Annotated in this window: 24 protein-coding genes; 6 read left to right on the top strand and 18 right to left on the bottom strand. The window is 38.6% G+C overall.

What is annotated here, in order from left to right; translation table 11 throughout:
- Nucleotides 1-67: 67 nt before the first annotated feature.
- The 4 genes from ADM90_RS04290 to ADM90_RS04275 all read right to left on the bottom strand — a co-directional run bounded on the left by ADM90_RS04290 (nucleotide 68) and on the right by ADM90_RS04275 (nucleotide 4,774).
- A complete protein-coding gene (locus tag ADM90_RS04290; protein ID WP_053993818.1) occupies nucleotides 68-1,498 on the bottom strand; it encodes an IS4 family transposase in 1,431 nt (476 codons plus the stop codon).
- Between the two features lie 715 nt (nucleotides 1,499-2,213).
- Nucleotides 2,214-2,705, bottom strand: coding sequence for a pantetheine-phosphate adenylyltransferase (gene coaD, locus ADM90_RS04285; protein ID WP_053993817.1), 492 nt, complete (start codon nucleotides 2,703-2,705; stop codon nucleotides 2,214-2,216).
- Between the two features lies 1 nt (nucleotide 2,706).
- Nucleotides 2,707-3,273: a 16S rRNA (guanine(966)-N(2))-methyltransferase RsmD gene (gene rsmD / locus ADM90_RS04280; RefSeq protein ID WP_053993816.1), complete on the bottom strand. Its 567-nt coding sequence runs from the start codon at nucleotides 3,271-3,273 to the stop codon at nucleotides 2,707-2,709.
- Between the two features lie 73 nt (nucleotides 3,274-3,346).
- Nucleotides 3,347-4,774, bottom strand: coding sequence for a hypothetical protein (locus tag ADM90_RS04275; RefSeq protein WP_053993815.1), 1,428 nt, complete (start codon nucleotides 4,772-4,774; stop codon nucleotides 3,347-3,349).
- A gap of 56 nt (nucleotides 4,775-4,830) precedes the next feature.
- On the opposite strand from ADM90_RS04275, the gene ADM90_RS04270 reads away from it, so the two are divergent.
- On the top strand, nucleotides 4,831-5,223 hold the full coding sequence (locus ADM90_RS04270) for a DUF7147 family protein (protein ID WP_053993814.1): 393 nt from the start codon (nucleotides 4,831-4,833) through the stop codon (nucleotides 5,221-5,223).
- Nucleotides 5,224-5,225: 2 nt separating this feature from the next.
- On the opposite strand, the gene ADM90_RS04265 is transcribed toward ADM90_RS04270, so the two are convergent.
- Nucleotides 5,226-5,498, bottom strand: a complete 273-nt coding sequence (locus ADM90_RS04265) for a YlbG family protein (protein WP_053993813.1) — start codon at nucleotides 5,496-5,498, stop codon at nucleotides 5,226-5,228.
- Nucleotides 5,499-6,124: 626 nt separating this feature from the next.
- On the opposite strand from ADM90_RS04265, the gene ADM90_RS04260 reads away from it, so the two are divergent.
- Nucleotides 6,125-7,042: a glycerophosphodiester phosphodiesterase gene (locus tag ADM90_RS04260; protein WP_053993812.1), complete on the top strand. Its 918-nt coding sequence runs from the start codon at nucleotides 6,125-6,127 to the stop codon at nucleotides 7,040-7,042.
- Nucleotides 7,043-7,089: 47 nt separating this feature from the next.
- Here the strand turns inward: ADM90_RS04260 and ADM90_RS04255 are convergent, their stop codons facing one another.
- Both ADM90_RS04255 and ADM90_RS04250 read right to left on the bottom strand, forming a co-directional pair.
- The gene (locus ADM90_RS04255; protein ID WP_053993811.1) at nucleotides 7,090-8,142 is read right to left on the bottom strand and encodes a tartrate dehydrogenase; all 1,053 of its coding nucleotides are present in this window, start codon (nucleotides 8,140-8,142) and stop codon (nucleotides 7,090-7,092) included.
- A gap of 102 nt (nucleotides 8,143-8,244) precedes the next feature.
- Complete coding sequence (locus ADM90_RS04250) at nucleotides 8,245-8,691, bottom strand: YlbF/YmcA family competence regulator (protein ID WP_053993810.1); 447 nt, start codon at nucleotides 8,689-8,691, stop codon at nucleotides 8,245-8,247.
- A gap of 90 nt (nucleotides 8,692-8,781) precedes the next feature.
- Between ADM90_RS04250 and ADM90_RS04245 the strand changes: the two genes are divergently transcribed.
- Nucleotides 8,782-9,279, top strand: coding sequence for a PaaI family thioesterase (locus ADM90_RS04245; protein WP_200908512.1), 498 nt, complete (start codon nucleotides 8,782-8,784; stop codon nucleotides 9,277-9,279).
- On the opposite strand, the gene ADM90_RS04240 is transcribed toward ADM90_RS04245, so the two are convergent.
- Both ADM90_RS04240 and ADM90_RS04235 read right to left on the bottom strand, forming a co-directional pair.
- Nucleotides 9,260-10,732: a UDP-N-acetylmuramoyl-L-alanyl-D-glutamate--2,6-diaminopimelate ligase gene (locus ADM90_RS04240; RefSeq protein ID WP_053993808.1), complete on the bottom strand. Its 1,473-nt coding sequence runs from the start codon at nucleotides 10,730-10,732 to the stop codon at nucleotides 9,260-9,262. The genes ADM90_RS04245 and ADM90_RS04240 overlap by 20 nt on opposite strands.
- Before the next feature lie 136 nt (nucleotides 10,733-10,868).
- A complete protein-coding gene (locus ADM90_RS04235) occupies nucleotides 10,869-11,990 on the bottom strand; it encodes a CAP domain-containing protein (protein ID WP_053993807.1) in 1,122 nt (373 codons plus the stop codon).
- A gap of 146 nt (nucleotides 11,991-12,136) precedes the next feature.
- Here ADM90_RS04235 and ADM90_RS04230 point away from each other — a divergent pair, with 146 nt between their 5' ends.
- Complete coding sequence (locus ADM90_RS04230; protein ID WP_053993806.1) at nucleotides 12,137-12,538, top strand: YugN family protein; 402 nt, start codon at nucleotides 12,137-12,139, stop codon at nucleotides 12,536-12,538.
- 251 nt (nucleotides 12,539-12,789) lie between these two features.
- On the top strand, nucleotides 12,790-13,851 hold the full coding sequence (gene ytvI, locus ADM90_RS04225; RefSeq protein ID WP_083448451.1) for a sporulation integral membrane protein YtvI: 1,062 nt from the start codon (nucleotides 12,790-12,792) through the stop codon (nucleotides 13,849-13,851).
- Between the two features lie 14 nt (nucleotides 13,852-13,865).
- On the opposite strand, the gene ADM90_RS04220 is transcribed toward ytvI, so the two are convergent.
- The 7 genes from ADM90_RS04220 to cyoE all read right to left on the bottom strand — a co-directional run bounded on the left by ADM90_RS04220 (nucleotide 13,866) and on the right by cyoE (nucleotide 20,460).
- On the bottom strand, nucleotides 13,866-14,327 hold the full coding sequence (locus ADM90_RS04220) for a DUF420 domain-containing protein (RefSeq protein ID WP_053993805.1): 462 nt from the start codon (nucleotides 14,325-14,327) through the stop codon (nucleotides 13,866-13,868).
- A gap of 34 nt (nucleotides 14,328-14,361) precedes the next feature.
- A complete protein-coding gene (gene ctaG, locus ADM90_RS04215) occupies nucleotides 14,362-15,291 on the bottom strand; it encodes a cytochrome c oxidase assembly factor CtaG (RefSeq protein ID WP_053993804.1) in 930 nt (309 codons plus the stop codon).
- Nucleotides 15,292-15,457: 166 nt separating this feature from the next.
- Nucleotides 15,458-15,802, bottom strand: a complete 345-nt coding sequence (locus tag ADM90_RS04210; protein WP_053993803.1) for a cytochrome C oxidase subunit IV family protein — start codon at nucleotides 15,800-15,802, stop codon at nucleotides 15,458-15,460.
- Nucleotides 15,802-16,428: a cytochrome c oxidase subunit 3 gene (locus ADM90_RS04205; RefSeq protein ID WP_053993802.1), complete on the bottom strand. Its 627-nt coding sequence runs from the start codon at nucleotides 16,426-16,428 to the stop codon at nucleotides 15,802-15,804. The genes ADM90_RS04210 and ADM90_RS04205 overlap by 1 nt, the downstream gene beginning before the upstream one ends.
- On the bottom strand, nucleotides 16,428-18,311 hold the full coding sequence (gene ctaD, locus ADM90_RS04200; RefSeq protein WP_053993801.1) for a cytochrome c oxidase subunit I: 1,884 nt from the start codon (nucleotides 18,309-18,311) through the stop codon (nucleotides 16,428-16,430). The genes ADM90_RS04205 and ctaD overlap by 1 nt, the downstream gene beginning before the upstream one ends.
- A gap of 42 nt (nucleotides 18,312-18,353) precedes the next feature.
- A complete protein-coding gene (gene coxB, locus ADM90_RS04195; protein ID WP_053993800.1) occupies nucleotides 18,354-19,442 on the bottom strand; it encodes a cytochrome c oxidase subunit II in 1,089 nt (362 codons plus the stop codon).
- A gap of 100 nt (nucleotides 19,443-19,542) precedes the next feature.
- A complete protein-coding gene (cyoE, locus tag ADM90_RS04190; protein WP_053993799.1) occupies nucleotides 19,543-20,460 on the bottom strand; it encodes a heme o synthase in 918 nt (305 codons plus the stop codon).
- A gap of 335 nt (nucleotides 20,461-20,795) precedes the next feature.
- Here cyoE and ADM90_RS04185 point away from each other — a divergent pair, with 335 nt between their 5' ends.
- Complete coding sequence (locus ADM90_RS04185) at nucleotides 20,796-21,719, top strand: COX15/CtaA family protein (RefSeq protein WP_053993798.1); 924 nt, start codon at nucleotides 20,796-20,798, stop codon at nucleotides 21,717-21,719.
- Nucleotides 21,720-21,760: 41 nt separating this feature from the next.
- Here the strand turns inward: ADM90_RS04185 and ADM90_RS04180 are convergent, their stop codons facing one another.
- Entirely contained in the window at nucleotides 21,761-21,955 is a 195-nt protein-coding gene (locus ADM90_RS04180; protein ID WP_053993797.1) for a hypothetical protein, read from the bottom strand.
- A gap of 188 nt (nucleotides 21,956-22,143) precedes the next feature.
- Nucleotides 22,144-25,578 (bottom strand): pyruvate carboxylase, encoded by a 3,435-nt coding sequence (gene pyc, locus ADM90_RS04175; protein WP_053993796.1) that lies wholly within the window; start codon nucleotides 25,576-25,578, stop codon nucleotides 22,144-22,146.
- Nucleotides 25,579-25,588 lie beyond the last annotated feature (10 nt).

Below are 25,588 nucleotides of genomic sequence, written 5' to 3'. Positions count from 1 at the left end.
CTGATAACTAACCAGTGCACGAAAAACAAGCATGCCAAATAAGCCTCGAAAAAAGCGTTTTTTTTCGCTAGGCAGCTTGTCTAGGCTTCACCGTCGTTTCATACACAACACCTAAAATATCAAAGACCGTCATCTTTTTAGCTCGATGACACTTCCGACCGTTCTTTGAGAGTAGCTGATACAAGCGATGCAAAATTTTTACCAGTTCTTCTGCACCGGCTGCCATCGCTCGGAAGAATAACGGAAAGTAATCTTTAATCATATAAATCGCCTTGTATTCACTCAGCTCCTGCTTTTTCTTTTCGAGCAGGAGCTGTCGCATTTGAAACATCGTCGAAGAACACAGGAGAATGGCAATGAGCTGTCCGTATAAATGGCATTCTAAGCGTTCTCTTTTCATCGTTTTACAGGCATGAATTTCAAAAAAAGACTTCCACGTTTTAAATAAAATTTCAATCTGCCAGCGAAGCGAATACAGGGCATGCACGTCCTTCGTTGGGACTTCTTTAGGTGATGTGTTCGTGATGTAGACGTTCATGCCCATTAAGCGTTTACTTTTCTCCTTCATGACAATGCCCTTCTTCTTTTCACGAATGGCTTGGTTTTTCAAGCGTGTTTGCGTTTGGTCGTCGGTTAAACGATGCATAATGACACGTGCTGGTAGCTTTTGATTTTGCCCAATGTAAGCCTCCTGAATTTCAATTGTTTCACCAGGCGTAAGTTCAGCCATCATTTGTGCCATATCGAGTTGAATATATTCGGTATGCTTTTTCAACGTCCCATTTTTGAACGTTTCTGGCGCAGGGTTCTTGATATAAATCCGTGTATTGAGCTTCAGCCGTGAGATATAGTACGCCTTTTTCTCATGAATGACCTGTAAGTCGCCTAAATCGAAGTAGCCAAGATCGCGCAGGCATACATCGCCGGCCTCGACCGTTTGAAGACAGATGGTTCCGTACGTTTTATCATTGTTTTTTCCTGGTCCAACATGTACGTTCAGAAATTGACCACTGAGTAAGTCGTATTCCAATTGGATTTTTACACCCGCCGTGTTACTACTGCCACCCGATCCTTGATACTCACGAGCGAACGCATCTGGCAGTTGAAACACGGTCGCATCTAAAATACGGATTCGCTTAAACCGAGACATCAAGGTGTCGGGGAGTGATTGGTTGGCACAGAGCTTTTGTGCAAGCAGCGTGCGAAAGACCTCTCTAAGATAAGCGACAGCTGCCTGGTTAAAGCGTTGATTCAAACCTTCTGCACTCATCAATACGCCAGTTGAAGCTTCTAGCCGACTACACAATTGTGTAAGGGATGTACTGCCAATTTCCTGACTCAACCAGACACAAAGGGCAATGAGTTCACTCGCTTGATACTTACTCGCGCGCTTTACAAAGCCAACGCGTTTCGCAATGTCTTTTAGCACGGTTGGAGATAAACACGCACGTAACTCTTGTGCAAAAAGATTCAGTTCATTGGATAGGATTCGATTCATCAAAAACGCCATCCTTTCTTGTAAACTACTGCTGTTAAAGAAAGAATAACGTTTTTTTCATTTTTGGGGTATTGATGTGCTTAGCTTGATGGATATGAGGTCCTACCCCCAAACAAAACACTGGTATATCTTTCTACACGACCCAAGGAGGATTTATTTACTTGGGTCTATTTTCACTACGACACAAAATTGAATACCCTCACATTAGCGACGAGACGTTATCCATAAACACAAATGTTAAACGATGAAAAAATAATAAATTTATTTATAGGGGCTATGGATATACTGGGTAACATAAATCTAACTGTAAGTTGATAAAGTGTATACTCTAGTGATCGAAACAGCGAAAAAATAAAGGTGCAGTAGATAGTGGAAAATCAATATAACATATTAAAAACAGAGCCTCTACGGTTTGATGAAAAATATCTTCAAGAGTATATGAAAATCTAAAGAAGAGGTATTTTGTCATTAATTTAGTAGGTACTAGTTTATTTTTCACTGTAATCTTAGCTGTTGGCTTCCATAATGTCAGACATACTATACTCTTACTAGATGCATATAAATTATTAGCAAAAAATGAACTATATACTACGAGATTTAGCTTTAAATTCCAATAAAAAAAAGTTAATTGATGTTTGTAACACGACTTGTTGAACTAATATGGTTACGCATGCAAAAAAGAGGATGTCCACTACAATGACACCCTCTTAAATATTTATTTTGTAAAGCCATATTTTTCTTTTAAAGCCTGTGCCACATAAGTAGGTACAAGTTCGTCCACATTTCCACCATATTTTGCAACCTCTTTGACAATGCTGGAGCTTAGGAATGAGTATTGATTTTTTGTCATAATAAAAAATGTCTCAATGGTTTCATCTAAAAAGCGGTTCATGGAAGTGATTTGCATTTCATACTCAAAATCTGAAACTGCTCGCAAGCCACGAACAATGGCTTTTGCATTTTTTTCCTTCGCATAATCTATCAAAAGACCTGAGGAGCTCTCTATCCGAACATTCGGTAATGCTTTTGTTACTTCAGCCATTAACGCCATACGTTCCTCTACCGAAAACAATGGCTGTTTCGCGGAATTATTTAAAACCGCTACATATACGACATCAAATACATCTGCCGCACGGTTAATAATATCTAAATGCCCCAATGTGACAGGGTCAAAACTTCCAGGAACTACAGCAATTTTCTCTGACAACTTATTCTCCCTCTTCCTCTGTATAGCGATAAACTGATATGATTGTTCCGCCATAGGTTTCTTGTCTGTTTAAGCTAAATTCTCCAAAGCTTTGAGGTAACTGTACCTCTTTTGCATGTTCACATAAAATAATACCATCCCGTTGAATTTTATGATGATCAACAAGTATTTGCACTAAATCATAATACTCTTTTTGATGATATGGTGGATCTAAAAAAACTAGCTTAAATGTCAGATCACGTTTTAAGAGTGCTTTCACAGCACGTTTCGCATCAATACGAAATAGCTCTGCATACTCCTCATAGCGGCATTTTTTTATATTTTCTTGCAGCACATGGAATGCCTTTGCATCTTTTTCAATAAAGATTGCTTGCTCAGCACCACGACTGAGTGATTCAATACCTAAGCCACCGCTTCCAGCAAACAAATCAAGTGCGATACCTCCATCGAAAAACGGACCAATCATATTAAAAATAGATTCCTTTACTTTATCAGTTGTAGGTCTTGTTGTATTGCCAGCTATTGCTTTTAGTGGCATTCCTTTGCGCTCTCCTGCTACAACTCTCATATCAGCCTATCACCATACTTTCATCTATATAAAGAATTTTTGCAGCGGAAGACCATATCTCCCGCTGCAAAAATTATTGTTGCTCTTGCATGGATACTTGAATTTGTTTATCCTCCTTTCGTAATTCAACTAGGAATAAACGTTGTAACCATGCTTCTTCCACATAATAACGATCAGCAATTTTAATAATGGGTTCAGAAATTGTTGAATACCTGCGCTGATTAAATACATAAAAGCCATGATCCTGTGGAAATCGGAATGTACGACTGTCACTATTTACATAATAGCCGTGCTCCCCTTCTCCAACCGAATAGCCTAAATAAGGCAATAATGTATCGGCCGTGTACAATATTTGACCCTCATATAAAATAACATGCACATCTTCTCTTTGTGTCCCATCGACATATACACTACGTGCATCCTCAAATAATAACGGATATGTGCCCTGTTCTTGAGCTGCATTTAAGGTAAAATAAGATGTTTTAACATCAGTACCTAACACTTGTGATAAATGCTGATCCATTGTAGCTAGTGTGATTGGTTCATCACCCATATTTTTTAATGTGTCCTGCCAAGCTTGCTGCTGACTAGCTGTCATATAGTCATTTAATGTCTGAACAATTTTCTTTGCCTTATCTGTACCAATCACATCATTCACTAAATAGGATGCCACCACTTCAAGTAACCATTCTGGTGCATCTTCAAATGTAAACTGTGATTTTATTTGTGACAAGATTACTTCCTGTTTCACAGCTTCCACAGTCAATGTTGGTAAAAACAACAACCGATCGTCATGGGCTATTACGGGACTTTTTTCTTGGATAATCGCAATATGTTCATCACTTAAAAACTGTATATTTTCTAGTGCTTTAAGAAATTCCTGTGAAACTGCTTGCTGTGCATAAATCGATAAGACAGGTGTTTTCTCTTGAGGTGCTAGCCCCCCTGTTTGCCAATAAATATCATGAACGGTACCATATCCGCTAAACATTACATAATTAACAAGTGCTAGTTTCTGCTGGCCGACTAAAGGTAGACCTGTCACCCATTGTCCCTCAACCTTACTATCCGTTGAAATATGAACAATAGTGTAGGACGCTTCCCCATTTGTTAATGTGGCAAAAATATTTTGAAGTAGCATCTTATTTTTTAAGCCACCCTTGATTGGAATTATGTATGAGACAGATTGTGATTTTGCTTCTCCTTTTGCAAAATAAGAAACTTCCTCTGATAAACGATCACAGCTTTTTTCATTCTCGATAAAGCAACTAGGGTTTACCGCTTTCTCTGGCCATTTAATTTTTACCTTTTGATTCGGTAAATTTTTAAAATGCTGTCGAATATCTAAACTATTTTCACGATAGACAATTTCAATTTCCTGAGAGTAATGAAAATCTTCTCCGCCTGTTTCTAAATCGGATGAATAGGCATGGTATTGGAAAAATAATGCCCCTGCAATAATAAGTGCTAAAATGGAAAAAAAGCTTAATGCAAATTTCATGTGCTTGACCTCCCGCAGCATGATACTATAAGTATTGGAAAGGATGTGCAATTATTATGCCACAACAATTTATAGAATTAGGAGAAGGCTATGGTGATGTTTACGAGCTACTCGAAATTATCAAAACGAATCAGGAACGCTTTCATCAAGCCTTTATACTAACCTCTACTACTAAGGAAGGTAAAAAGGTTCTCTCACTAGCAGCTGCACTCAAAGCAGTTGGCGACAGTAAATTTATGCCGATTTATATTTGCCGCGAAGGCATTCCATTTAATGAAGAGCAACCAACAAAGCGCCAAAGCAAGTTTGAGGCACAAATAGAACAACTTAATCGAAAAGTAGTTGTTGTAGAAATAAAGCACTCATCTATATTTTCGGAGCCAAAACTATTTTATCAATACTTAATCGGTATATTAAGATTAAATAACTATATACCTGTATTATCTTAAAGCTATAGACCTACTTTATAGTCATATTCCTTTGCTTTATCCGGTTTTGCATTTTCATATTCTGTTTTGACAAATGGACGATAAGACGCCACAACGTCTTTCACAAATGGAAGGCGTTGTAGTTTTGTTGTCATCATATCAATGTCCTCACGATTGCAATAAAGCACCACATATTTTTGCCTTCTCGAAATATAAAGCACATGACCATATTTTCGAAGAGATTTGGCATGTTTTAATTGATGGACATAAACGATTAGTCCTTGTCGTTCGTTCATCTATATTCGGCGCAGAGACCCCTTCCTTCTAAGCTAAGCAAGGGAGAGGGGAGGAATCGCCTTCTCTCCTTCCAATTTTAAAATTTACATTGTTTTAAATAATTGAAGCGTAGGTGCGTAAAATGCTGATGCACTGCTCGCCAGCGTAAAATATCCCTTCGCCAACGTTGGAAGGGCTGTTTTTGCATACAGCACTGCCTCTACTCATCAGCACCTTTAACTTTACACGACAAAGCTTGGAACTAGGGAGGCGTTGACCTATCCAATGTTGTACATGAATACTTAGTCTAGTCAATTAGGGCTGTTTTTACAAGCCCTCACCTTAAGTGTTCATTAAGTGGTAGGTTATTGACAGTGGAGTCCCTCATTTCTTACCTAAAAGAATACCATAGACCAGAAAATGATAGCAACAGAGTTTAGCTGACAGAATGCTCAAATTTCCGTTATAATGAAAAAATATAGTCGTAGTAATTCGAATTGCCATAAGTTAAACTATATTTGAACCACTGTTGAGGTGGAAAATAAATTGACATAAAAACATCATCTTGCACTTATACTAGTTACTAGTTTTATAAAGCCCCTTTACTACAAGGGGGTATGAAAGTTAATTATTAAGGAGGACAAACATGGGTAAGAAAACAAAAATTGCGCTTGCAATCGCAGCAGCAAGTGCAGCAGCTTGGGCTGGTAGTAAGGCTATTTCGAAACCACAGCAACGTGAAGGTAAGCAAGCATTACAATTTGATCGCCCCATCATTCTTGCACATCGCGGCGGAGCTTTATTAGCGCCTGAGCATACAATGGTTGCATTTGAAAAAGCCGCACAATTAGGTGTAGAGGGCTTTGAAATAGATATACGTTTAACGAAGGATGAGGAAATTATTGTTTTTCATGACGACACTGTTGAGCGTACCACTGATGGCTACGGACTTGTAGCTGATATGACATTAGCAGAAATTAATGCCTTCAATCATGGCTATCACTTTAAAGATTTAGACGGCACTTTCCCATATCGGGAAGATTCACTAAATGTTGTGACATTACGAGAGCTGCTTGAGGCTTACCCAAATATGCTTGTTAATATTGATATAAAAGATGCTCCAGATACATACGAAGGAAGTTTAATGCCTTCTAAGCTGTGGCGTTTAATTGAGGAACTAGGAGCGGAAAATCGAGTTGTTGTCACAAGCTTTTATGGTGAGCAAATTGATCGCTTTAATTTATATGCACAAAATCAAGTAGCACTTGGCGCAGGTGAATCAGATGTACGCAAGGCATTTGCTTCCTTCTCAAGTCAATTTGGACATTTATATCATCCCAAAGTAGATGTCTTCCAAATTCCAACGAAATCAGGGGTTATCGCCTTAGATTCACCAAAGTTTATTCAGTTTTTAACTAACTTAAATATTCCTGTTCATTATTGGACAATCAATGATATTGATATAATGAAAAAATTAATTAATAATGGCGCTAAGGGCATTATTACAGATCGTCCTGATGTTGCGATAGAGCTATTACAAGCCGATGCTGCCGTTGAACAATAAGAGGAAAAGACACAAATCCACGAATTTGCTCGTGGATTTGTGTCTTTTTATGTTAACTCATGCAAAACTGCATCTGTGACCTCTCGTAATGTTGCTGTTCCACCCAAATCAGGTGTTTTTATGCCTTGTGCGAATGCTGTTTCAATCGCATTTAATATTTGGGTCCCCACTTCGGGATAACCAAGGAAATCGATCATCATTTTCCCAGTCCATATTTGTCCAATTGGATTAGCAATTCCTTGCCCTGCAATATCTGGTGCAGAGCCATGGACAGGCTCAAACATAGAGGGATACTGCCCTTCTATATTTAAGTTTGCTGCTGGTGCAATGCCGATGCTACCCATAATTGCACCACCTAAATCTGTTAAAATATCTCCAAACAAATTGGAGGCTACAATGACATCAAAGCTTTCTGGCTTCATTACTAAAAATGCGGCTAATGCATCAATATGATTAGATGTTTGGGCTATTGCTGGATATTCTTTACCTATTTGTGCAAACACCTCATCCCAAAATGGCATACTATGTGTAATGCCATTAGATTTCGTCGCACTTGTTATATGCTGACGCCGACTTTGGGCAAGCTCAAAGGCATAGCGTATCGCACGTTCTGTTCCCTTTCTTGTAAAAACAGCATTTTGAATGGCTACTTCCTCTTGTCCACTATGTAATCTCCCACCAATATCTGCATACTCTCCTTCCGAATTTTCCCTAACAACAATAAAATCAAAATGATGCGGCTGTCGTAAAGGTGAAGGTAGCCCTTGCAGTAGCTTTGCAGGGCGTATATTAATGGATTGCTGCATTTCACGACGAATTTTAATCAGTAATCCCCATAAGGAAATATGATCTGGTACTAATTCAGGCATTCCTACCGCACCTAAAAAAATTTGGTCATACTGTTTTAATAGCTCAATCCCATCATCAGGCATCATTTTGCCTGTTTCTATATAATAATCACAGCCCCACGGGAAGGTTGTCCATTCAAATTGGAAGCGGCCATCCAATGCAGCAGCTTTATTCAAGACCTCTATGGCAGCAGGCACGACCTCTTTTCCTATACCATCTCCTGGTATTACAGCAATTCGATATGTTTTCATTATTTTTCCTCCTCCTAAAATGATAAAAAAGACTGTACACAAACTCTCCCTATCATCGAGTTGTCTACAGTCTAGTTGTAATGTGGGTATACACACCTTATGTTAAGCTGAGCAAGAACAGGAGCCGCCCGAGCCACATCCACCTCCGCAAGATGAACCAGCTGCAAAAAATGGATTACTAACAGGCACCTTTACGGCTTCAGAGACTGTTTTACCAATTAGTAAACTAATCTCATCCAGTAAATCCTGAAAGTCATTTTCAGCAATCTTTAAGGCTGAAACCTTGTCATTTAAGTCGAGTGCTCGCTTTTGCTGGCGAATCGACTTCATAATTGTATGGTAGTCCGGATGATATTTTCCGAAACGTTGTACATCTTCGTACTGTTCCTTTATGCGATTAAATGCATAAATAGCCTCTACAAGCTGTGCATCACTATAAACCGCATCATAGGCTTGCTGTAGTGCCTTTGCAGGTTCTGAGGAAAGAATCATCTCACAAAGCGCCTCGGCCTCATCCAAAATGATTACCCAGTCAGAGGTCATCATCATTTTTAATTCCTCCAATCTCTTACCCATCATAACAGATTTTATGGTAATTTTACATTATTGATAATTTTAATGAAAGAGGTTTTCCAATTGATGACAAAATCTAAAGAACAAATAGAGCAATTACTAGCAACTATTTTACAGGAAAGCTCGGAGGAAGATGAAGAGGTTTTATTACATCTTTTACATGGGCTTCGTGACAAACAGCAAGGCATTCACCGTCGTTATATTAATGCGACTCTTCATATGGTAGGTAAGTTTGAGCCTGAGGCAAGCGAGGTGCGTATACCCATCACCCCTGTCATTCATAATACCATTAAAGTACCACATGGGGGAATTATTGCCACAATTGCTGATGCGGCTATGGGAGGACTTGCTTCACGTGCTGTACCAGAGGGCTATAATGTAGTAACAACAAATATGAATGTCACCTATATGGCTACAACAAAAAATAAAGAGCTTATTGCACGTGGTCGCTTTGTTCATAAAGGGCGACAAACGCTTGTGATGGCATGTGATATTGAAGATGAAACAGGACGTCAGCTAGCCATTGCTACAGGCTCATTCTTTGTTATTCAGCGTCGTCTATAATAAGGTTAGCAAAATATTCTTTTATACATTGTTGATCGGAAAAAGGGAGTTTTTGATTTTTAATTTGCTGTGTTTGTTCATGCCCTTTTCCGGCAACAAGGACAATATCGCCCTTTGTCGCTTTTGCTAATGCCTGATGAATCGCTTGCTTGCGATCTAAATAAATTTCATAATATTGCTGCTCTGTAAAGCCAGCAATAATACTTTCATTAATAACAATCGGATCTTCATCACGTGGGTTATCTGTTGTTAAATAAATAATGTCTGCATATTTACTTGCCACTGCCCCCATAGCAAAGCGCTTAGCTTTATCACGATTGCCACCACAGCTAAAAACCAGATAGATCGTCTTTGAGCGATCAAAGGTTTGTAATACCGCTTGTAAGGCTTCTGCTGTATGGGCATAATCTACATAAACATCAATACCTAATGGATTATCAATCTTTTCAAGTCTTCCCTCTGGTAGCCTCAATGACCACATATGTTCCACAATATCTTCCATAGGTATCCCTAAACGCCATATAGCCATTAACGCTGCTACTGCATTTTGTACATGATATTTCCCGACAAAAGGAATTTCAACAATATGCTCACTCGCACTTGTTTGTAAACAAAGTACAGTTTTTCCAACAGATTCACTAATAATTTGGATATGTAAATCATTGTGATGATCAAAGCCAAATGAACAGGATTTTTTCTTATCGTAGATACCTACCGAACGACAAAAATTATCGTCTCCATTGATGACGAGCTTTTTGGATAAATCGGCTAATCTTTTCTTTGCGCGCTTATAGGCATCCAATCCACCATGATCATCTAAATGGTCCTCTGATAAATTTAAAAATACACCACAATCAATATCACAATGATCAAGCCTATGCTGCTGTAGCCCCATTGAAGATGCTTCTAGTACAACATGCGTCACACCGTTGCGTACGCATTGCTTTAATATTGGATGTAGCTCTTTCGCCTGCAATGTCGTTAATTGCTCGTAAGCGGTCTGTTGCTTCTCTCCATTGATAAAAAAGCCTACAGTGCCAATAACAGCGACCTTTTTTTGTAAAGCACTTAGAAGCTGGCTGACAAAATGACTTACCGTTGTTTTGCCATTTGTCCCTGTAATGGCAATCACCGTTAAAGCTTCTGCTGGAAAAGCAGCGAGTTTCGCACTTACATATGATAAAAATAAGGCTGTATTTGGTACCCATACAAAAGGAATGTCCTTATCAATAATCGGCAAAGAAATACTTTCCTCTGCAACGATCGCCACTGCTCCTCGTGCTAGTGCTTCTTTAACAAAGCGACTGCCCGATGTTTTTTTACCTTTTCGTACAATAAAAATATCGCCTGGTTGTACAGCTTGTGCATAGTCCTCTACGCCTGTAATAATTGTTCGGATGGAGCCTCCCGTCACACTGCATGGCCAGTCTTTCAATAGCTCTGCTAATTGCAAGCCTCATTCCCCCCTTCAGTTCTCTATCATATGACGGCCTTTGTAACGGTGTGACGAAAAATGCAGAAGCCTAATACGAAAAAAATAAAGACAAGCTCCATTGTCGAAAGCTTGTCTTTATCCTTATTTTATAGGGTTATGGTGAGGTTGGCTCGTTTTTCTCTAATTCTTCAGTATCCTGCTTGTCACTATCTAACTTTTGTGAAGTAGGTTCTAAGTAGATTTGTGTATAATAATTGACAAAAACACCAGAACCGACGCTGGTATATTGATCATTTAATAGAACTTTCCTATGTTCAGGCGAATTTGTCCAGCCATGCATCGCTTCAATCGCATCAAAATAGGCTGTGGCAAGGTTTTCATTGGCTTCGCTGTAGTCAATATTTTGTGCCTGTAATCTCTTTTTTAAATCTCCATAGGTAGGAGAGTCATGGCCTAAAAAATTCTGTACCTTCATGTCCTCACTATGCATCTTTGCCACTTCTTCCAACGATTCCTCTCTCTCTAATGGTGGTAATGCATGATGTATTCTTGTTACATTTAGTAAATCATCAAGCTGTTTGCCACTAGCTACATCAATTTCTTGCTGCAAAAATGAAGAAGGTGGTGTACGTCTCACAAGCTCTCCCTGATAACTCATTTCATAAGGCTGATGAAGCACAAGCGTTTCACTATTTGTATAACGAATTCCCTGTAGCTCACTGGTTTCTCGATCTATATACAGCTGTGCATAAAGCCCATCAAATTTAACAAGTAATCGTGTTTGCATATCCTCTTCGCTCATTGAGAATATAAAAATACTATCATCCATAGTGACGGTTACCTCATAGTCAATAATCGTCATGCGATAGATTTCGTCTCGTTTTTGTCCCACTTTAAAAGGGGCTGCATCTATCTCAGGTCCTGCTATGTAAACTTGCGTCACAACATTATTTTCGATGCCCACCATAAAAAAGGTAGCGACATCTGTATTATAGACCCACCATTGGTAGCCAAATGAAGATGGCTCTTTTCTAGCTGGCTCTCCATACTGCTCTAAAACAGTCTGTACACCTTTTCCAACCAATGTTGATATACCTGTTTGTGGACGTGTCATCGCGCCTGCAACGGGCTCCTGCTTTAGCTGTGTTTGAGGAATAATATTAGAATTGGCATTTGGTCCTTCTAATGGCTCGTTTTCCTTTGGGGTATTAAAAAACATAAAGCCGATTAAGGCAATTGCAGCACAAATCATTAAAATGCGGAATAAAGCTTTCATACAGGGCTCCTTTTCATCACCATTATTATCGTTATTATATCAATTAGAATTAGCTTGACACAATGTTGTCATTGCAACAATGTCGAATATGCTCTATTATAAAAATGAGCGTATACTTTGTACGAGAACCTAAAGGAGGACTATACATGTATTTTGAAAATACTAACCTTGAAAATTTAACAGCTGATCAAGAGCTAATTGTCAGCATTATGAAAAAGCATGGTTTAGAATGTGATGGTGGCTGGGATTACGAGCGTATGACATTTGATAAACGCTTTGATACTCGTGAAGGCCGTTATTATCTACGTGTATTTGCCTACGCTATTTCTGGGGATGTAGGTGCACACGATGCAATCCTTACATTAATGAAACCAGCTCTTGGTAAATACTACTATCCACATGGTGTTGAATATGGAGATGACGAAGTCTATCCAGCACACCTTGTAAAAAAATGTGAAGAAATCTTAAAAAAGGTTAAATTAGAATTAGATCAATTCGCAATTGAGCCTATCAATAAAAATAATTTTGAACCTGTTGACGCACACTAATCTTTAATTCATTAAAGTGATAGCAAGTCTAGCGTAAATAGCTTCATTCATTCGAAAAGGACTGGGGAACCAGTCTTTTTTATTTTGATCCCATGGAGACGGAACTTCTGCTGAATTAAGATACAAGCTTTCGGATTTTAAAGAAGATTTCCCTTGTGGGCTCGAAAAAAATCCGGACGTAAGTGATATGGAGTAAAAATAGAATTTCTTCTCATACTACCTATATCTATTACAAGATGTAGGTGAAAATATTGGTATCTTTTTTAAATCATCCTTTCTTTCGTCATCCCATCATCGTTATTGCTATTAGTATTCTTATTCTTTGGCTCATTTCATTATCACTGCCCATTTTGCTTGCCTACTTCACAGCACTGCTTTTAGAGCCCATTATTGTTCGAATGTGCAAACGTTTCCGGAAAAAACGCAAAATGGTCGTTTCCATCTTTTTTTTATGTTTTCTTAGTATATCAGTACTAGTATGTGCACTCATCCTCTTTATAAGCTGGAAACAATTTTCTTCCTTTATGATTCATATCCCTGACTATCTTAATCAACTATCTGCCCTATGGATTCAACTGCAATCCAAGCTGAGCAACTATACCTATCACTTACCTGTAGAGCTTGTTTCGCAAATTCAATTTATGATTGCTAAAGCCCTAGCTTCTATCGAAAAGTTTGCACTATCCTTAACAAATATCAATGTCTGGGCAGCGTTATTCACATATATTCCATCACGTTTATTTGATATTTTTGTCTATTGGATTGTTCTATATATGCTGTTACTGGAATTACCCGCCATCAATCGAAAATTATTCTTATCCGTCCCATTTCATTATCAGCAAAAAATTATTTTTATTGGGCAGCGCGTGAAATTAGCGTTATTTGGCTTTTTAAAAGCACAAATTTTTGTAGGTGTATGTATTTTTGCTTTATCTGCGGTAACCTTTTATATTTTAAAAACACCCTTTCCGATAATTTTATCATTACTACTGGTTGTTTTAGATATTATTCCTTTTCTCGATTCGTTTATTATATTGATTCCATGGGCTATTTATCAAGCATTTACAGGCGAATATCTTTTTGCCATTGCCTTACTACTCCTAACAGTAGGTTTATTTTTAGTACGCCGAATGATTGAACCAAAAATTATTGGCGATAAAATTGGACTCTCCTCTCTGACAACCTTTATTGCCATGTTTGTTGGTTTTAAAGTATTTGGATTTCTTGGTATTTTAATCGGACCATTACTAGTTGTTGTTCTACTCTCGATCTTTCAACCAACTACAAAAAATCTCCCACCCTTACAAAAATAAGGAGGGAGATTTCTTTAAAACCCTAATATCGCTTTAATAACAGATGTTGTTTCACCTGGTTCAAAGAGGACATATAATAATACATACACTAACACACCTGTGATCGCTACAAAGAACCAAATAATACTTGTAATCGGCCCTATACGTCTGTGTAATTTAATATTTGTTTTAAGGCCAGAGATAATACTAACAATCCCAAATACAGCCCCAACTGTCGCTAATATAATATGGAAAATCAAGAAGAACGTATAATATGGCTTTAAATGTTCTCCACCGCCAAAAGCAGTATTTCCAACAAAGATTGTACGTGAAGCATAAATAATAAAGAAGATTAACGCTGCTGCACCCGCTGCCAGCATCACTTTTTTATGTGCCTCTACATTTCTTTTTAAAATTAAGCCCCAACCTATTGCTACTAGTACAGCACTAATGACAATAAATGATGTACTAATAGTAGGCAAAATTTTTAAATCCATTATCAAAACCCCTTATACAAAGTAAATTTCTATTTTACAATCCATGTTGCTGTTGACTTTCCCATTTCTTTTGATGTGCAGCTAATGCATCAGCAGTAATCTTCTCTGGATCTTTTTGTTCAGCACGATACCATCTTGTAAAAATGACAGCAATTAATACACCAAAAATAAGCTCCTGCAAAATTTTCATAAGAACGCCACCTAGCTGCTGATCCGCAACAGGCTTCATATCTGTAAATAGCTCAGGCCCTGATAATGATAAACCTGATAGCGTAGAAGCTGGGACACATAGCTCCATTGCCTTTAACCAAGCCTCACCATTTGTATAGGTTTCATATAGTGCGTTAGGTGCAAAAATAATCAACCCACATGCAGGTGTAATTAAAACGGCATTGGCAATAATATAAGCTAATTTGTGCAGAGGCTTCATCTGTTCACGATCTGGCATATTTTGTATTAAAGGCCAGTACATAAACACAGCAGACAAAAATAACACAAATGTATAAATACCATGCAATGTTTCGCTTAGCTTAATATAATCCAACACGGCAGGTAAATGATAGAAAGAAAATAGACCAATAAACACAAAAACTGCAACAACTGGTAATGTCATTACTTTAAATATTGCTCTAACAACAGGGGCCTCAATAGCAACCTTCCATAGCCACCAAGGAATCCCTTTAATCAGGAAAATCGGTACAAGCAATAGCAATACAGCCATTTGCACCATATGCATGGTAAACATAATATGAGCCATTAAATCAACTGGCGATCCTTTAACAACATAAATTATTACCATGGCTACTATAAAATAAATAGCTTCGCTCTTTTTTAAAGGCTCACTCACTTTAAAATCCTTGCGCCACTTTGTTGTGACTAAAAAATAGACAATGGTTATAAAAATAAGAACCCCCATTAAATATGGGCTCCATAATGCTTGAAAGCCAAAAATACTAAGTGGCATATAAACGCACTCCTTTAAACTTCAGTACTCCTATTATAGAACGCTTACAGCTATACTGCAATGAACGAAAGGTGAACAAATAATAGCTTCCTGCTTTTTGCTCCTTATCTTAACGAATAATAAAAGCACGTTCGTTTAAAGTTAACGAACGTGCTCTTTTTGGTGATTACCACCAAACAACTGTTAAGAAGGCTAAGAAGAATGTGAACGCAATAACGATTCCCATCCACATAAAGAAGCCAATTACACCACCGAAGTGTGTTTTTTTATCCTCTAAGTGCATGAAAGCATAAAGCTGTAAAACAACTTGAACACCCGCAAGTAATAAAATGAACGGGAAGATTAAGTATTTAGAGAAGCCAGCCGCAGCCATGCCAAATGCGATAAATGTCAGGAAAATCATAATCGCAAAGTTAATTACTTGTTTACGCATATGAACGGCATTATGATGACGATCATACTCGTATTGTGCCTGTGTTTTAGCAACTATAGGTGTATCGTGTGAAGACATTATCCGATCACTCCCATCAAGTATACTACTGTAAAGATAAATACCCAAACTACGTCAATAAAGTGCCAATATAAAGCAGCCACGAAGAATTTAGGTGCATTGTATAAGTTTAGACCACGCTTCGCATTACGAATCATTAACGTTGAAATCCAAACAAGACCTAATGATACGTGGAAACCGTGTGTACCTACCAATGAGTAGAACGCAGTCGCAAATGCAGATTGTGTAAACGTAAAGCCAAGATGTGTATAGTGATAGAACTCATAAACTTCTAAAGCTAAGAAACCTGCACCTAGCAATAGTGTAATACCAAACCATGTTTGCATACCTTTAAAATTAAAGTTACGCATATGGTGAATCGCATAAACAGATGTTAGTGAAGATGTTAATAATAACATTGTCATTGCAAATGCTAATGGTAATTCATATAGCCCTTGCGTTGTGAACTCCATGCCCGCTGGCCCTTTGTTCTTAAGCGCTAAGTAAGTAGCAAATAAACTTGCGAAAAGGACAACTTCACAGGCAAGGAAAATCCAGAAACCAACGACTTTATTTTTCCCCTCCATTGTAGCTTGTTCAGGGTGATCTGGCCAAGTATGAGGAGTAAATTTAGTATTGAAATCCATTATTTATTGCCTCCTTTGCCGTAAAGATGTTCTTCAATTTCAAGAATGTCTTCTTTGTGTAAATGGAAGCCATGATCGTCTTTAACAGAACGAGTAATCATCGCACCAAATGTAATCGCTAAACCAATGATTAATACATAGATAGACCATGGTTTATCTGCATCAGGATTGTAAAGAGCACCGAATGCTGCGATAAACATACCTAATGAAATAACAAATGGAATCGCTGAGTTATTTGGCATATGAATATCGCCAATTGGCTCAGCAAATGTCACTTCTTTATTACCTTCTTGCTTTTCAATCCACCATGGATCTAAACCACGCACAAGTGGTGTTTGGCGGAAGTTATAAAATGGAATTGGTTGTGGAATTGACCATTCTAACGTACGTCCATCGCCCCATGGGTCGCGTCCTGCTGGTTTACCTTTGATAGACATTAAGCAGTTGATTACCATCATGATAACCCCAACACCCATCATAGCTGCTCCGACTGTAGAAATATAGTTGAACTGATCCCAACCTTGACCGTCCATGTAAGTGAATACACGACGTGGCATACCCATTAAACCTAAGAAATGCTGTAGGAAGAATGTTAAATGGAATCCAATGAAGAATACCCAGAAAGTCCATTTTCCTAATGTTTCGTTTAACATACGGTTGAAGAATATTGGCCAGTAGAAATGCGCTGAACCAAATAATGCTGTAACGATACCACCAACGATTACATAGTGGAAATGCGCTACGATAAAGTAAGAATCGTGTAATTGATAGTCAAGAGGTGCAGATGCTTGCATAACCCCTGTAACACCACCCGCAACGAATGACGGGATGAAACCAAGTGCATAAAGCATTGGTGTTGTAACTTTAATTGATCCGCCCCAAATCGTTAAGATCCAGTTGAAGACCTTCATCCCTGTTGGAACGGCAATTGCCATTGTTGCAACAGCAAAGATTGCGTTTGCTGTTGGCCCCATACCTACAGTAAACATATGGTGAGCCCAAACCATGAACCCTAAGAAACCGATTAAAATTGTTGCGAATACCATTGAAGAGTATCCGAATAAACGCTTACGAGAGAACGCTGGAATAATCTCAGAGAATAAACCAAACGCTGGTAATACTAAGATATAAACCTCTGGGTGTCCAAAGATCCAGAATAAGTGTTCCCAAATAATTGTGTTACCACCCATCATATGGTCAAAGAAGTTACCACCAAACATACGGTCAAATAACATCATTAATAAACCAATTGTTAGTGGAGGGAATGCGAATAAAATTAACGAACTTGATACCATTGATGTCCAAGTGAATAATGGCATACGCATAAATGTCATACCTGGAGCACGCATTGTAATGATCGTAACAATAAAGTTAAGACCCGAAATTAACGTACCTGCCCCTGAAATTTGTAAACCAAGTACATAGAAGTCAATACCATGTCCTGGAGAATATAAAGATAATGATGCATAAGAAGTCCAGCCCGCATCAGGAGCGCCACCCATAAAGAATGACAGGTGAAGGAATACTGCACCTAGGAAGAATAACCAGAACCCTAAAGAGTTAAGGAACGGGAATGCAACGTCACGTGCACCAATTTGTAATGGTACAAGCATGTTCATAAATGCGAATAATAATGGAGTCGCAGCTAAGAATAACATTGTTGTGCCGTGCATTGTTAATAGTTCATTGAAGAAACCTGCTGATATGAAATCATTATTTGGCTTCATTAACTGAATACGCATTAATAACGCTTCAAAACCAGCGATAGCAAAGAACAATGTACCAGCTAATAAATACATCACTGCTAACTTTTTATGGTCAACAGTTGTAATGTAATCCCAGACAGTTGCTCCAAAGCCCTTTTTCTGTGTGTATGAGCTCACAACTTTTACCTCCCTCAAAATTTGTTACGTTTAAACAAAAAATTATTTTTCAACTGATAAGCCCATGATATAAGTTGCAAGAGCTTCTATTTCTTCATCGGATAAATCACCGTAAATAGGCGCAGTGCCCTCAGCGTTCATCATTAAGTTACCTGGTTTGAATTCCCCAGGATTTTTAATCCAAGCTTTTAAGCTTTCTTCATTGTGCTCTAAGAAACCAGCAACACGGTTACGATCACCGAATGTTGTTAAGTTCGGACCTGGTGCGCCACCTGCTCCTGAACCTGAAATAGCATGACAGCCTAAGCAGCTATTTGCAAAAGTTGCTTCACCAAGATCTGTTGAAGCTTTGTCAGCAGTTTGTCCTTCAGTTGCTTTCATGGCATCAACCCATGCATCAAATGCGTCTGGGCTTAATGTTTTTACTTTAAAGTCCATTAATGCATGTGAAGGTCCACATAATTCAGCACATTTCCCATAAAATACGCCATCTTTTAAATCTTGAGATTCTTTATCAAATACTAGGTAGAATTTGTTTACGTTTTCTACGTTTGTATCCATTTTACCGCCCACAGCAGGAATCCAGAATGAGTGCTTAACATCAGCAGCAATTAAGTTAAAGTAAACTTTTTCACCTGTTGGGACCACTAACTCTTGAGCAGTTACGATACCTTGGTTAGGGTATTCAAATTCCCACCAATATAACTTTGCTGTTACATTGACTGTTAGGGCTGTTTTATTCCCTTCCTCATCTACCTCATCCATTGCAGCAACATCTGCAAATTTATAAGTAGTTGTAACAACTGGTACAGCGATAATTAATAATAAAATAATTGGAATAACTGTCCAAATCACTTCTAGTGTATGGCTACCCTCTACTTGCTTAGGAATAACATTCTCACCAACACGTGCACGACGGTATTTTACGAATGCAAGTAAATAGATCACAGATACTACTACTACTACTAGTGTCATAATGACAGTAGTTAACAGTAATAGATTTAATTGCTGTTGACCTACTTCTCCACTTGGCTTCAGTGTAGATAGATAATCTTCACCACATCCTGAAAGGAAAACCATCATCACTGCTAGAAGTGAAAAAAGACGCCATTTTTTAAGCCCTTTCATCATAGCTTAATTAAACCCCTCTTTCTTTGTTGTATTTTCATGTGTACCTAGGACATCAGTTCTGTCTATATGAATTCTTTAGGAAAAGAAAGAATTCCTAAATTTAGCTAAACACCGCAAATATGATGATAGACACAAATAGGATCGTCATATGATTCAACGAATAAATAAACATTTTATTTGCCCATTTCATATCATCTTTTGTGGTAAAGCCTTTCAGAGCTAGTATTAACCAGCCCAAGTTCAATGCAGTAGCAAGAGTTAAAAAGCCAGTTCCAAGCTCTGGTAATAGGAACGGTAAAGGGAATAATAAAAGAATCCAAAACAGCATTGAATACTTTGTACGCTTAAATCCTTTTACAACAGGTAACATTGGTATTTTAGCTGCCCGATATTCCTCCGTGCGTTTCATAGCAAGTGCATAGAAATGCGGTGGCTGCCATGCAAACATAATAAGAAATAAAGCAAGTGCCCCCAGACCTAAAGTAGGCTCCACTGCTGCAAATCCAATAATTGGAGGAATAGCCCCAGAAATACTTCCTACAACCGTGTTACTAACATGCTTTCTCTTTGACCACATTGAATACAGAACGACATAAGCAAATATTCCTAGTAGTCCCCACATGCCGGCCGCAAACGATGCCGCAAATAACAAAATTTCACCTACAATTAAAAATGAGAGGGCAATGGTCAATACTAAATTGGGTTTAAATCTGCCAGTTACTGTCGGTCTTGCCTTCGTTCTCTTCATGATCGGGTCAATATCCTGATCAATAAAGTTATTCATTGCGCCTGAGCCACCAATAATTAACGCTGCACCTAGCATGGTGTAGAATATGACATCAAGCTCTTGCAAGAAGTGTCTACTAGTCAATTGAAATGCCAGCCACATCCCTGTAAATGTTGTGACAAGATTCGAGTTAACGATGCCAATTTTTATTAGTGCTAAAAAATCTTTTACAACGGATGTTGTTTCTGGCTCCGTATTTCTAGTAGCTGTCAGTGTACGACCGTTTGACATATTACCCCTCCTTTCATTTTTGTAAGCATATTCCGCTATCATAACTATAGCGAAATTTGCGATTGATTTCTAGACATTAAGTGAAATTTAGATGAAGTTGTAAAAATTAGTTTTGCCTAGAAATATAAATAAAAACAACATATCTATAGTAAAACATTTTCTAAAATGAATTGTGAAGGTTAAAGCACGAAATTATGAACAATTTGTGAAATGGAATCGACATCTAATCGTCCATTCTCTTTACAAGTTGTTTTTTAAACGTATTTTCGATATCATCTAGTAGCAGAAACATTACGCTCTTGTAATGTTGATAGATAAAGTAGGTGACTCATTTTATGCAACACAACAGGTTTTTGAAGTGGTTTGCTGTTGCCGCTACAGTTGGGATGCTCCTAATCTTGCTTGGTGGAGCTCTCGTTACGAAAACAGATAGTGGCTTAGGCTGTGGTCGAAACTGGCCTGATTGTAATGGATCTCTTATTCCAAAGGAGATTACACCAGAAGTTCTAATTGAATTTTCACATCGTCTTGTAACTGGAGTCGTATCTATTTCAATTCTTGTATTAACAGTTTGGACATGGCGTAAACTCGGACATATTCGCGAAGTAAAGCTATTAGGGTTCTTAGCAATGTTTTTCTTAATTGCCCAGGCTCTAATTGGAGCAGCTCAAGTATTATGGGGTCAAGGAGATTTTATCCTAGCACTCCACTTTGGAATTTCGCTTATTTCCTTTGCTGCTGTTCTTCTGCTTTCTATGATTGTATTTGAAGTAGATCGGAAATTTGATGCTGATAACGTATTTATGGGGAAAAAATTACGTTGGCACACGATTGCTGTCACAATTTATTCTTATTTAGTGGTTTATACAGGGGCGCTTGTAAGACACACAGATTCTAGCTTAATTTGCCCAGATTGGCCATTTTGCTATAATGAATCGCCTTTAGCACTGCCAAATAATATGTATGAATGGGTGCAAATGGGGCATCGCCTAGCTGTTCTTATTATTTTCATTTGGATTGCATACATAACGTGGCACGCTGTAAAAGAATATAAAAACCAACGTGTAATTTACTATGGCTGGATTATTGCCTTTACGATCGTTGTGTTACAAGTGGTTGCTGGTATGTTAGTAGTCCTCACTAGATTGAACTTAACAGTTGCTTTACTACACTCATTATTTATTTCTCTTTTATTTGGTTTACTATGTTATATGATTATGCTAGTCGCTCGTAGTAACTATAACGAAAAGAAGAAATAGCACATGAAAAAGATTCGACACACTCTCTTGTGCCGAATCTTTTATCTTTTTTCCTGATTTTTTATTGCCTCTGATCCTATAATTCCAATAATTAAAATAATCACGGATACTAGGGCATAGTCTTTAAAAAATGTTGTAAATGGAAGATTAAAATAGAAACAAATTGCTGTTACCATGCGGCCGCCTAATAAAATTAAGCCAAGGATAAGCATCCAATTAAATAGCTTTTTAAGCATTTTCAAATCCCTGTACTTTCATTACTCCCTCTCATAAGCTTAGCATATATTCACAAATGGCTCCTTGCATGATTGTGTGTCCTTCACATTGAATGTGCTGTCCATCCTCTTATCCTCGACTTTTCCATACTTACTGTAAAAAAAGCTATTAGATGCTACATTGCATCTAATAGCCTTTTAAGTATTTATTATTCCATTTCAATCAATAGATCACCTGTAGAAATCGCATCACCCGCAACAACATACACTTCTTTTACGATGCCATCCTTTGGTGCTTGGACGGTTGTTTCCATTTTCATCGCCTCTGTAATTAAAAGGTGATCGCCACGTTTAACAGGGCTACCTTTCGATACTACAACTTTTAGCACTGTTCCAGGCATTGTTGCCCCAATTTGATTTGGATTGCTTGGGTCCGCTTTTAGGGCGATACTGCCATCCACCTCTACTGTCATATCCTGAATAATTAGCTCACGCGATTGTCCATTGAGCTCAAAGTATAGGACACGTGTACCATCGTGCTGTGGTTCACCAATGGACACTAATTTGATAATTAACGTTTTCCCTTTTTCAATTTCGACTTCAATAATTTCTCCTAGCTTTAAGCCGTATAAGAAAGTTGGTGTGTCTAAAACGGAAATATTGCCAAAGGATTCTGCCGTTTTTGCATACTCCTCAAAGACTTTTGGATAAAGAGCATAGGCTAAGACATCTTTCTTTGTAACAGGACGATTTAATTTATCCTCTAGGGCTGCCTCTAATTGGTCAAACTGTATTGGTTCTAATAGCTCACCAGGACGTACTGTAATTGCTTCACGATCTTTTAGTACCACCTTTTGAAGCGCCTCTGGGAAGCCACCATGTGGTTGTCCAAGATAGCCTTGGAAGAATTCAATCACCGAATCTGGGAAGTCGATTGTTTGCCCTCTTGTTAACACTGTGTGTTCATCTAAATCATTTTGTACCATAAAGAGCGCCATATCGCCTACTACCTTGGAGGAAGGCGTTACTTTCACAATATCACCAAATAGCAGGTTCACACGAGCATACATGTGTTTCACTTCTTCCCAACGATCGCCAAGTCCTACTGCTTTTGCTTGCTGCTGTAAGTTACTATATTGACCACCAGGCATCTCATGCACATAGATTTCAGAATGTGGACTAATCATACCACTTTCAAAATCTTTGTAATATTTACGTACATCTTCCCAGTAGTAGGATAATTTTTCTAGTGCATCAATATCCGCACATACTTCACGCTGACTGCCTTTCATGGCATAGTATAAGGAATTTGCACTTGGCTGTGATGTCAGACCAGCCATTGCGCCTAATGCTGTATCCACAATATCGACGCCTGCCTCAATCGCTTTTGCATATAAGTAAATACCATTGCCACTTGTATCATGTGTATGCAGATGGATTGGTAAATTTGTTGTGTCCTTTAACTCAGAAATTAAACGGTACGCTGCTTCTGGCTTTAGTAAACCAGCCATATCTTTAATCGCTAAAATATGTGCCCCTGCTGCTTCTAATTCCTTCGCCATATCCTTATAGTATTGTACTGAATATTTCGCACGTGAATCATCTAAAATATCACCTGTGTAGCAAATGGCTGCTTCGGCAATTTTGCCTGATTGACGTGCCGCATCAATAGCTACTTCCATGCCTTTTATCCAGTTTAAGCTATCGAAAATACGGAATACATCAATACCTGACGAAGCCGATTCCGCAATAAATTCACGAATAAGGTTATCAGGGTAGTTGGTATAACCGACCGCATTCGCGCCACGTAGAAGCATTTGGAACAACACATTCGGAATTTGCTCGCGCAGTTTTGCTAGTCGCTCCCATGGATCTTCTTTTAAGAAACGGTATGCCACATCAAATGTTGCGCCGCCCCACATTTCCAATGAAAATAGCTGGTGCATCATACGTGCTGTCGCATCAGCCACCTGGAACATATCCTGTGAACGCACACGTGTCGCCAGCAGTGATTGATGGGCATCACGGAAAGTTGTATCCGTTAAGAGCACATCTTCTTGCGCTAAAATCCATTTCACTAAGCCCTCAGGCCCTTGTGCATCTAAAATTTGCTTTGTACCTGCTGGTGGCACAATCAATGTGTCTACCTGTGGTACACTTGGCTGAACAAAAATAGGCTTAGACTTCTTCTCAACACCCGGGAAGCCGTTTAAGGTAACATTCCCGATATAACTTAATAGCTTTGTACCACGGTCTTTTCTGACTGGGAACTCAAATAGTTCTGGTGTTGTATCAATAAAGCTTGTATCAAAGGCCCCAGATAAAAATTGCTCATGTGTGACTACATTATTTAAAAATGGAATATTTGTTTTCACACCACGAATACGGAACTCCTTTAAATTACGGTCCATTTTCGCAGCTGCTTCTTTAAATGTCATCCCTGATGTAGAAATTTTCACTAACAAGGAATCATAGTAGGGTGTAACGACAGCACCTTGGAATCCGTTTCCTGCATCTAAGCGTACGCCAAAACCACCGCTTGAACGATATACCATTAGCTTTCCTGTATCTGGCATAAAGTCATTAGCAGGGTCCTCTGTTGTGACACGAGCCTGAATCGCATAACCAATCAACGGTATATCTTCCTGCTGCGGCATATGAATTTCCTCACCATGAAGTGCATAACCCGCTGCTACCTTAATCTGGGTATGAACAATATCGACGCCTGTAATCATTTCTGTAATCGTATGTTCTACTTGAATACGCGGATTGACCTCGATGAAATAAAAATCATCGCCTGCGACTAAAAATTCCACTGTCCCTGCATTTATGTACGAGACATTCTTCATTAATTGCACGGCTGCTCCACAAATGCGCTGTCTTAATTCCTCAGAAATAGAGTTTGATGGCGCAATTTCTACTACTTTTTGATGACGACGCTGGATCGAGCAATCACGCTCATATAAATGCACAAGATTCCCCTGCTTGTCACCAATAATTTGCACTTCAATATGCTTCGGCTTGATAATGGCCTTTTCCACATAGACCTCATCCGAGCCAAATGCAGCCTTTGCTTCTGATTTTGCACGTTCATAGGCAGATGCAAGCTCCTCTTGCGTATGCACAAGACGCATCCCGCGACCACCGCCACCTAGTGCTGCCTTAATCATAACTGGGTAGCCGTGTGTGCTGGCAAAATCCTCTACCTCTGCTAAGTTGGCAACTGGGCCATCCGTTCCAGGAATAACTGGAATACTTGCAGCAATCGCTTGTTCACGTGCCTTGACTTTATCGCCAAACATATCTAAATGTTGGGAAGTTGGACCAATAAAGATAATGCCCTCTTCTTCACAGCGACGCGCGAATTCTACATTTTCTGATAAAAAACCATACCCTGGATGAATCGCATCAACACCTGCATCCTTAGCAATGGCAATAATGCCCTCAATGTCTAAATAAGCATCGATTGGCTTCTTGCCAGCTCCTACTAAATAGGCTTCATCCGCTTTAAAGCGATGAAAAGCCCCGCTGTCTTCCCTTGAATAGATCGCAACCGTTCGAATATTTAACTCCGTACAGGCACGGAAAATGCGAATTGCAATTTCGCCTCGATTGGCTACAAGAATTTTGTTGATTGATTCCATAGGTATCCTC

This window comes from Lysinibacillus macroides, assembly GCF_001281525.1.
Lineage (GTDB): Bacteria > Bacillota > Bacilli > Bacillales_A > Planococcaceae > Lysinibacillus > Lysinibacillus macroides.
This window is presented reverse-complemented; position numbering and strand designations above follow the sequence as displayed.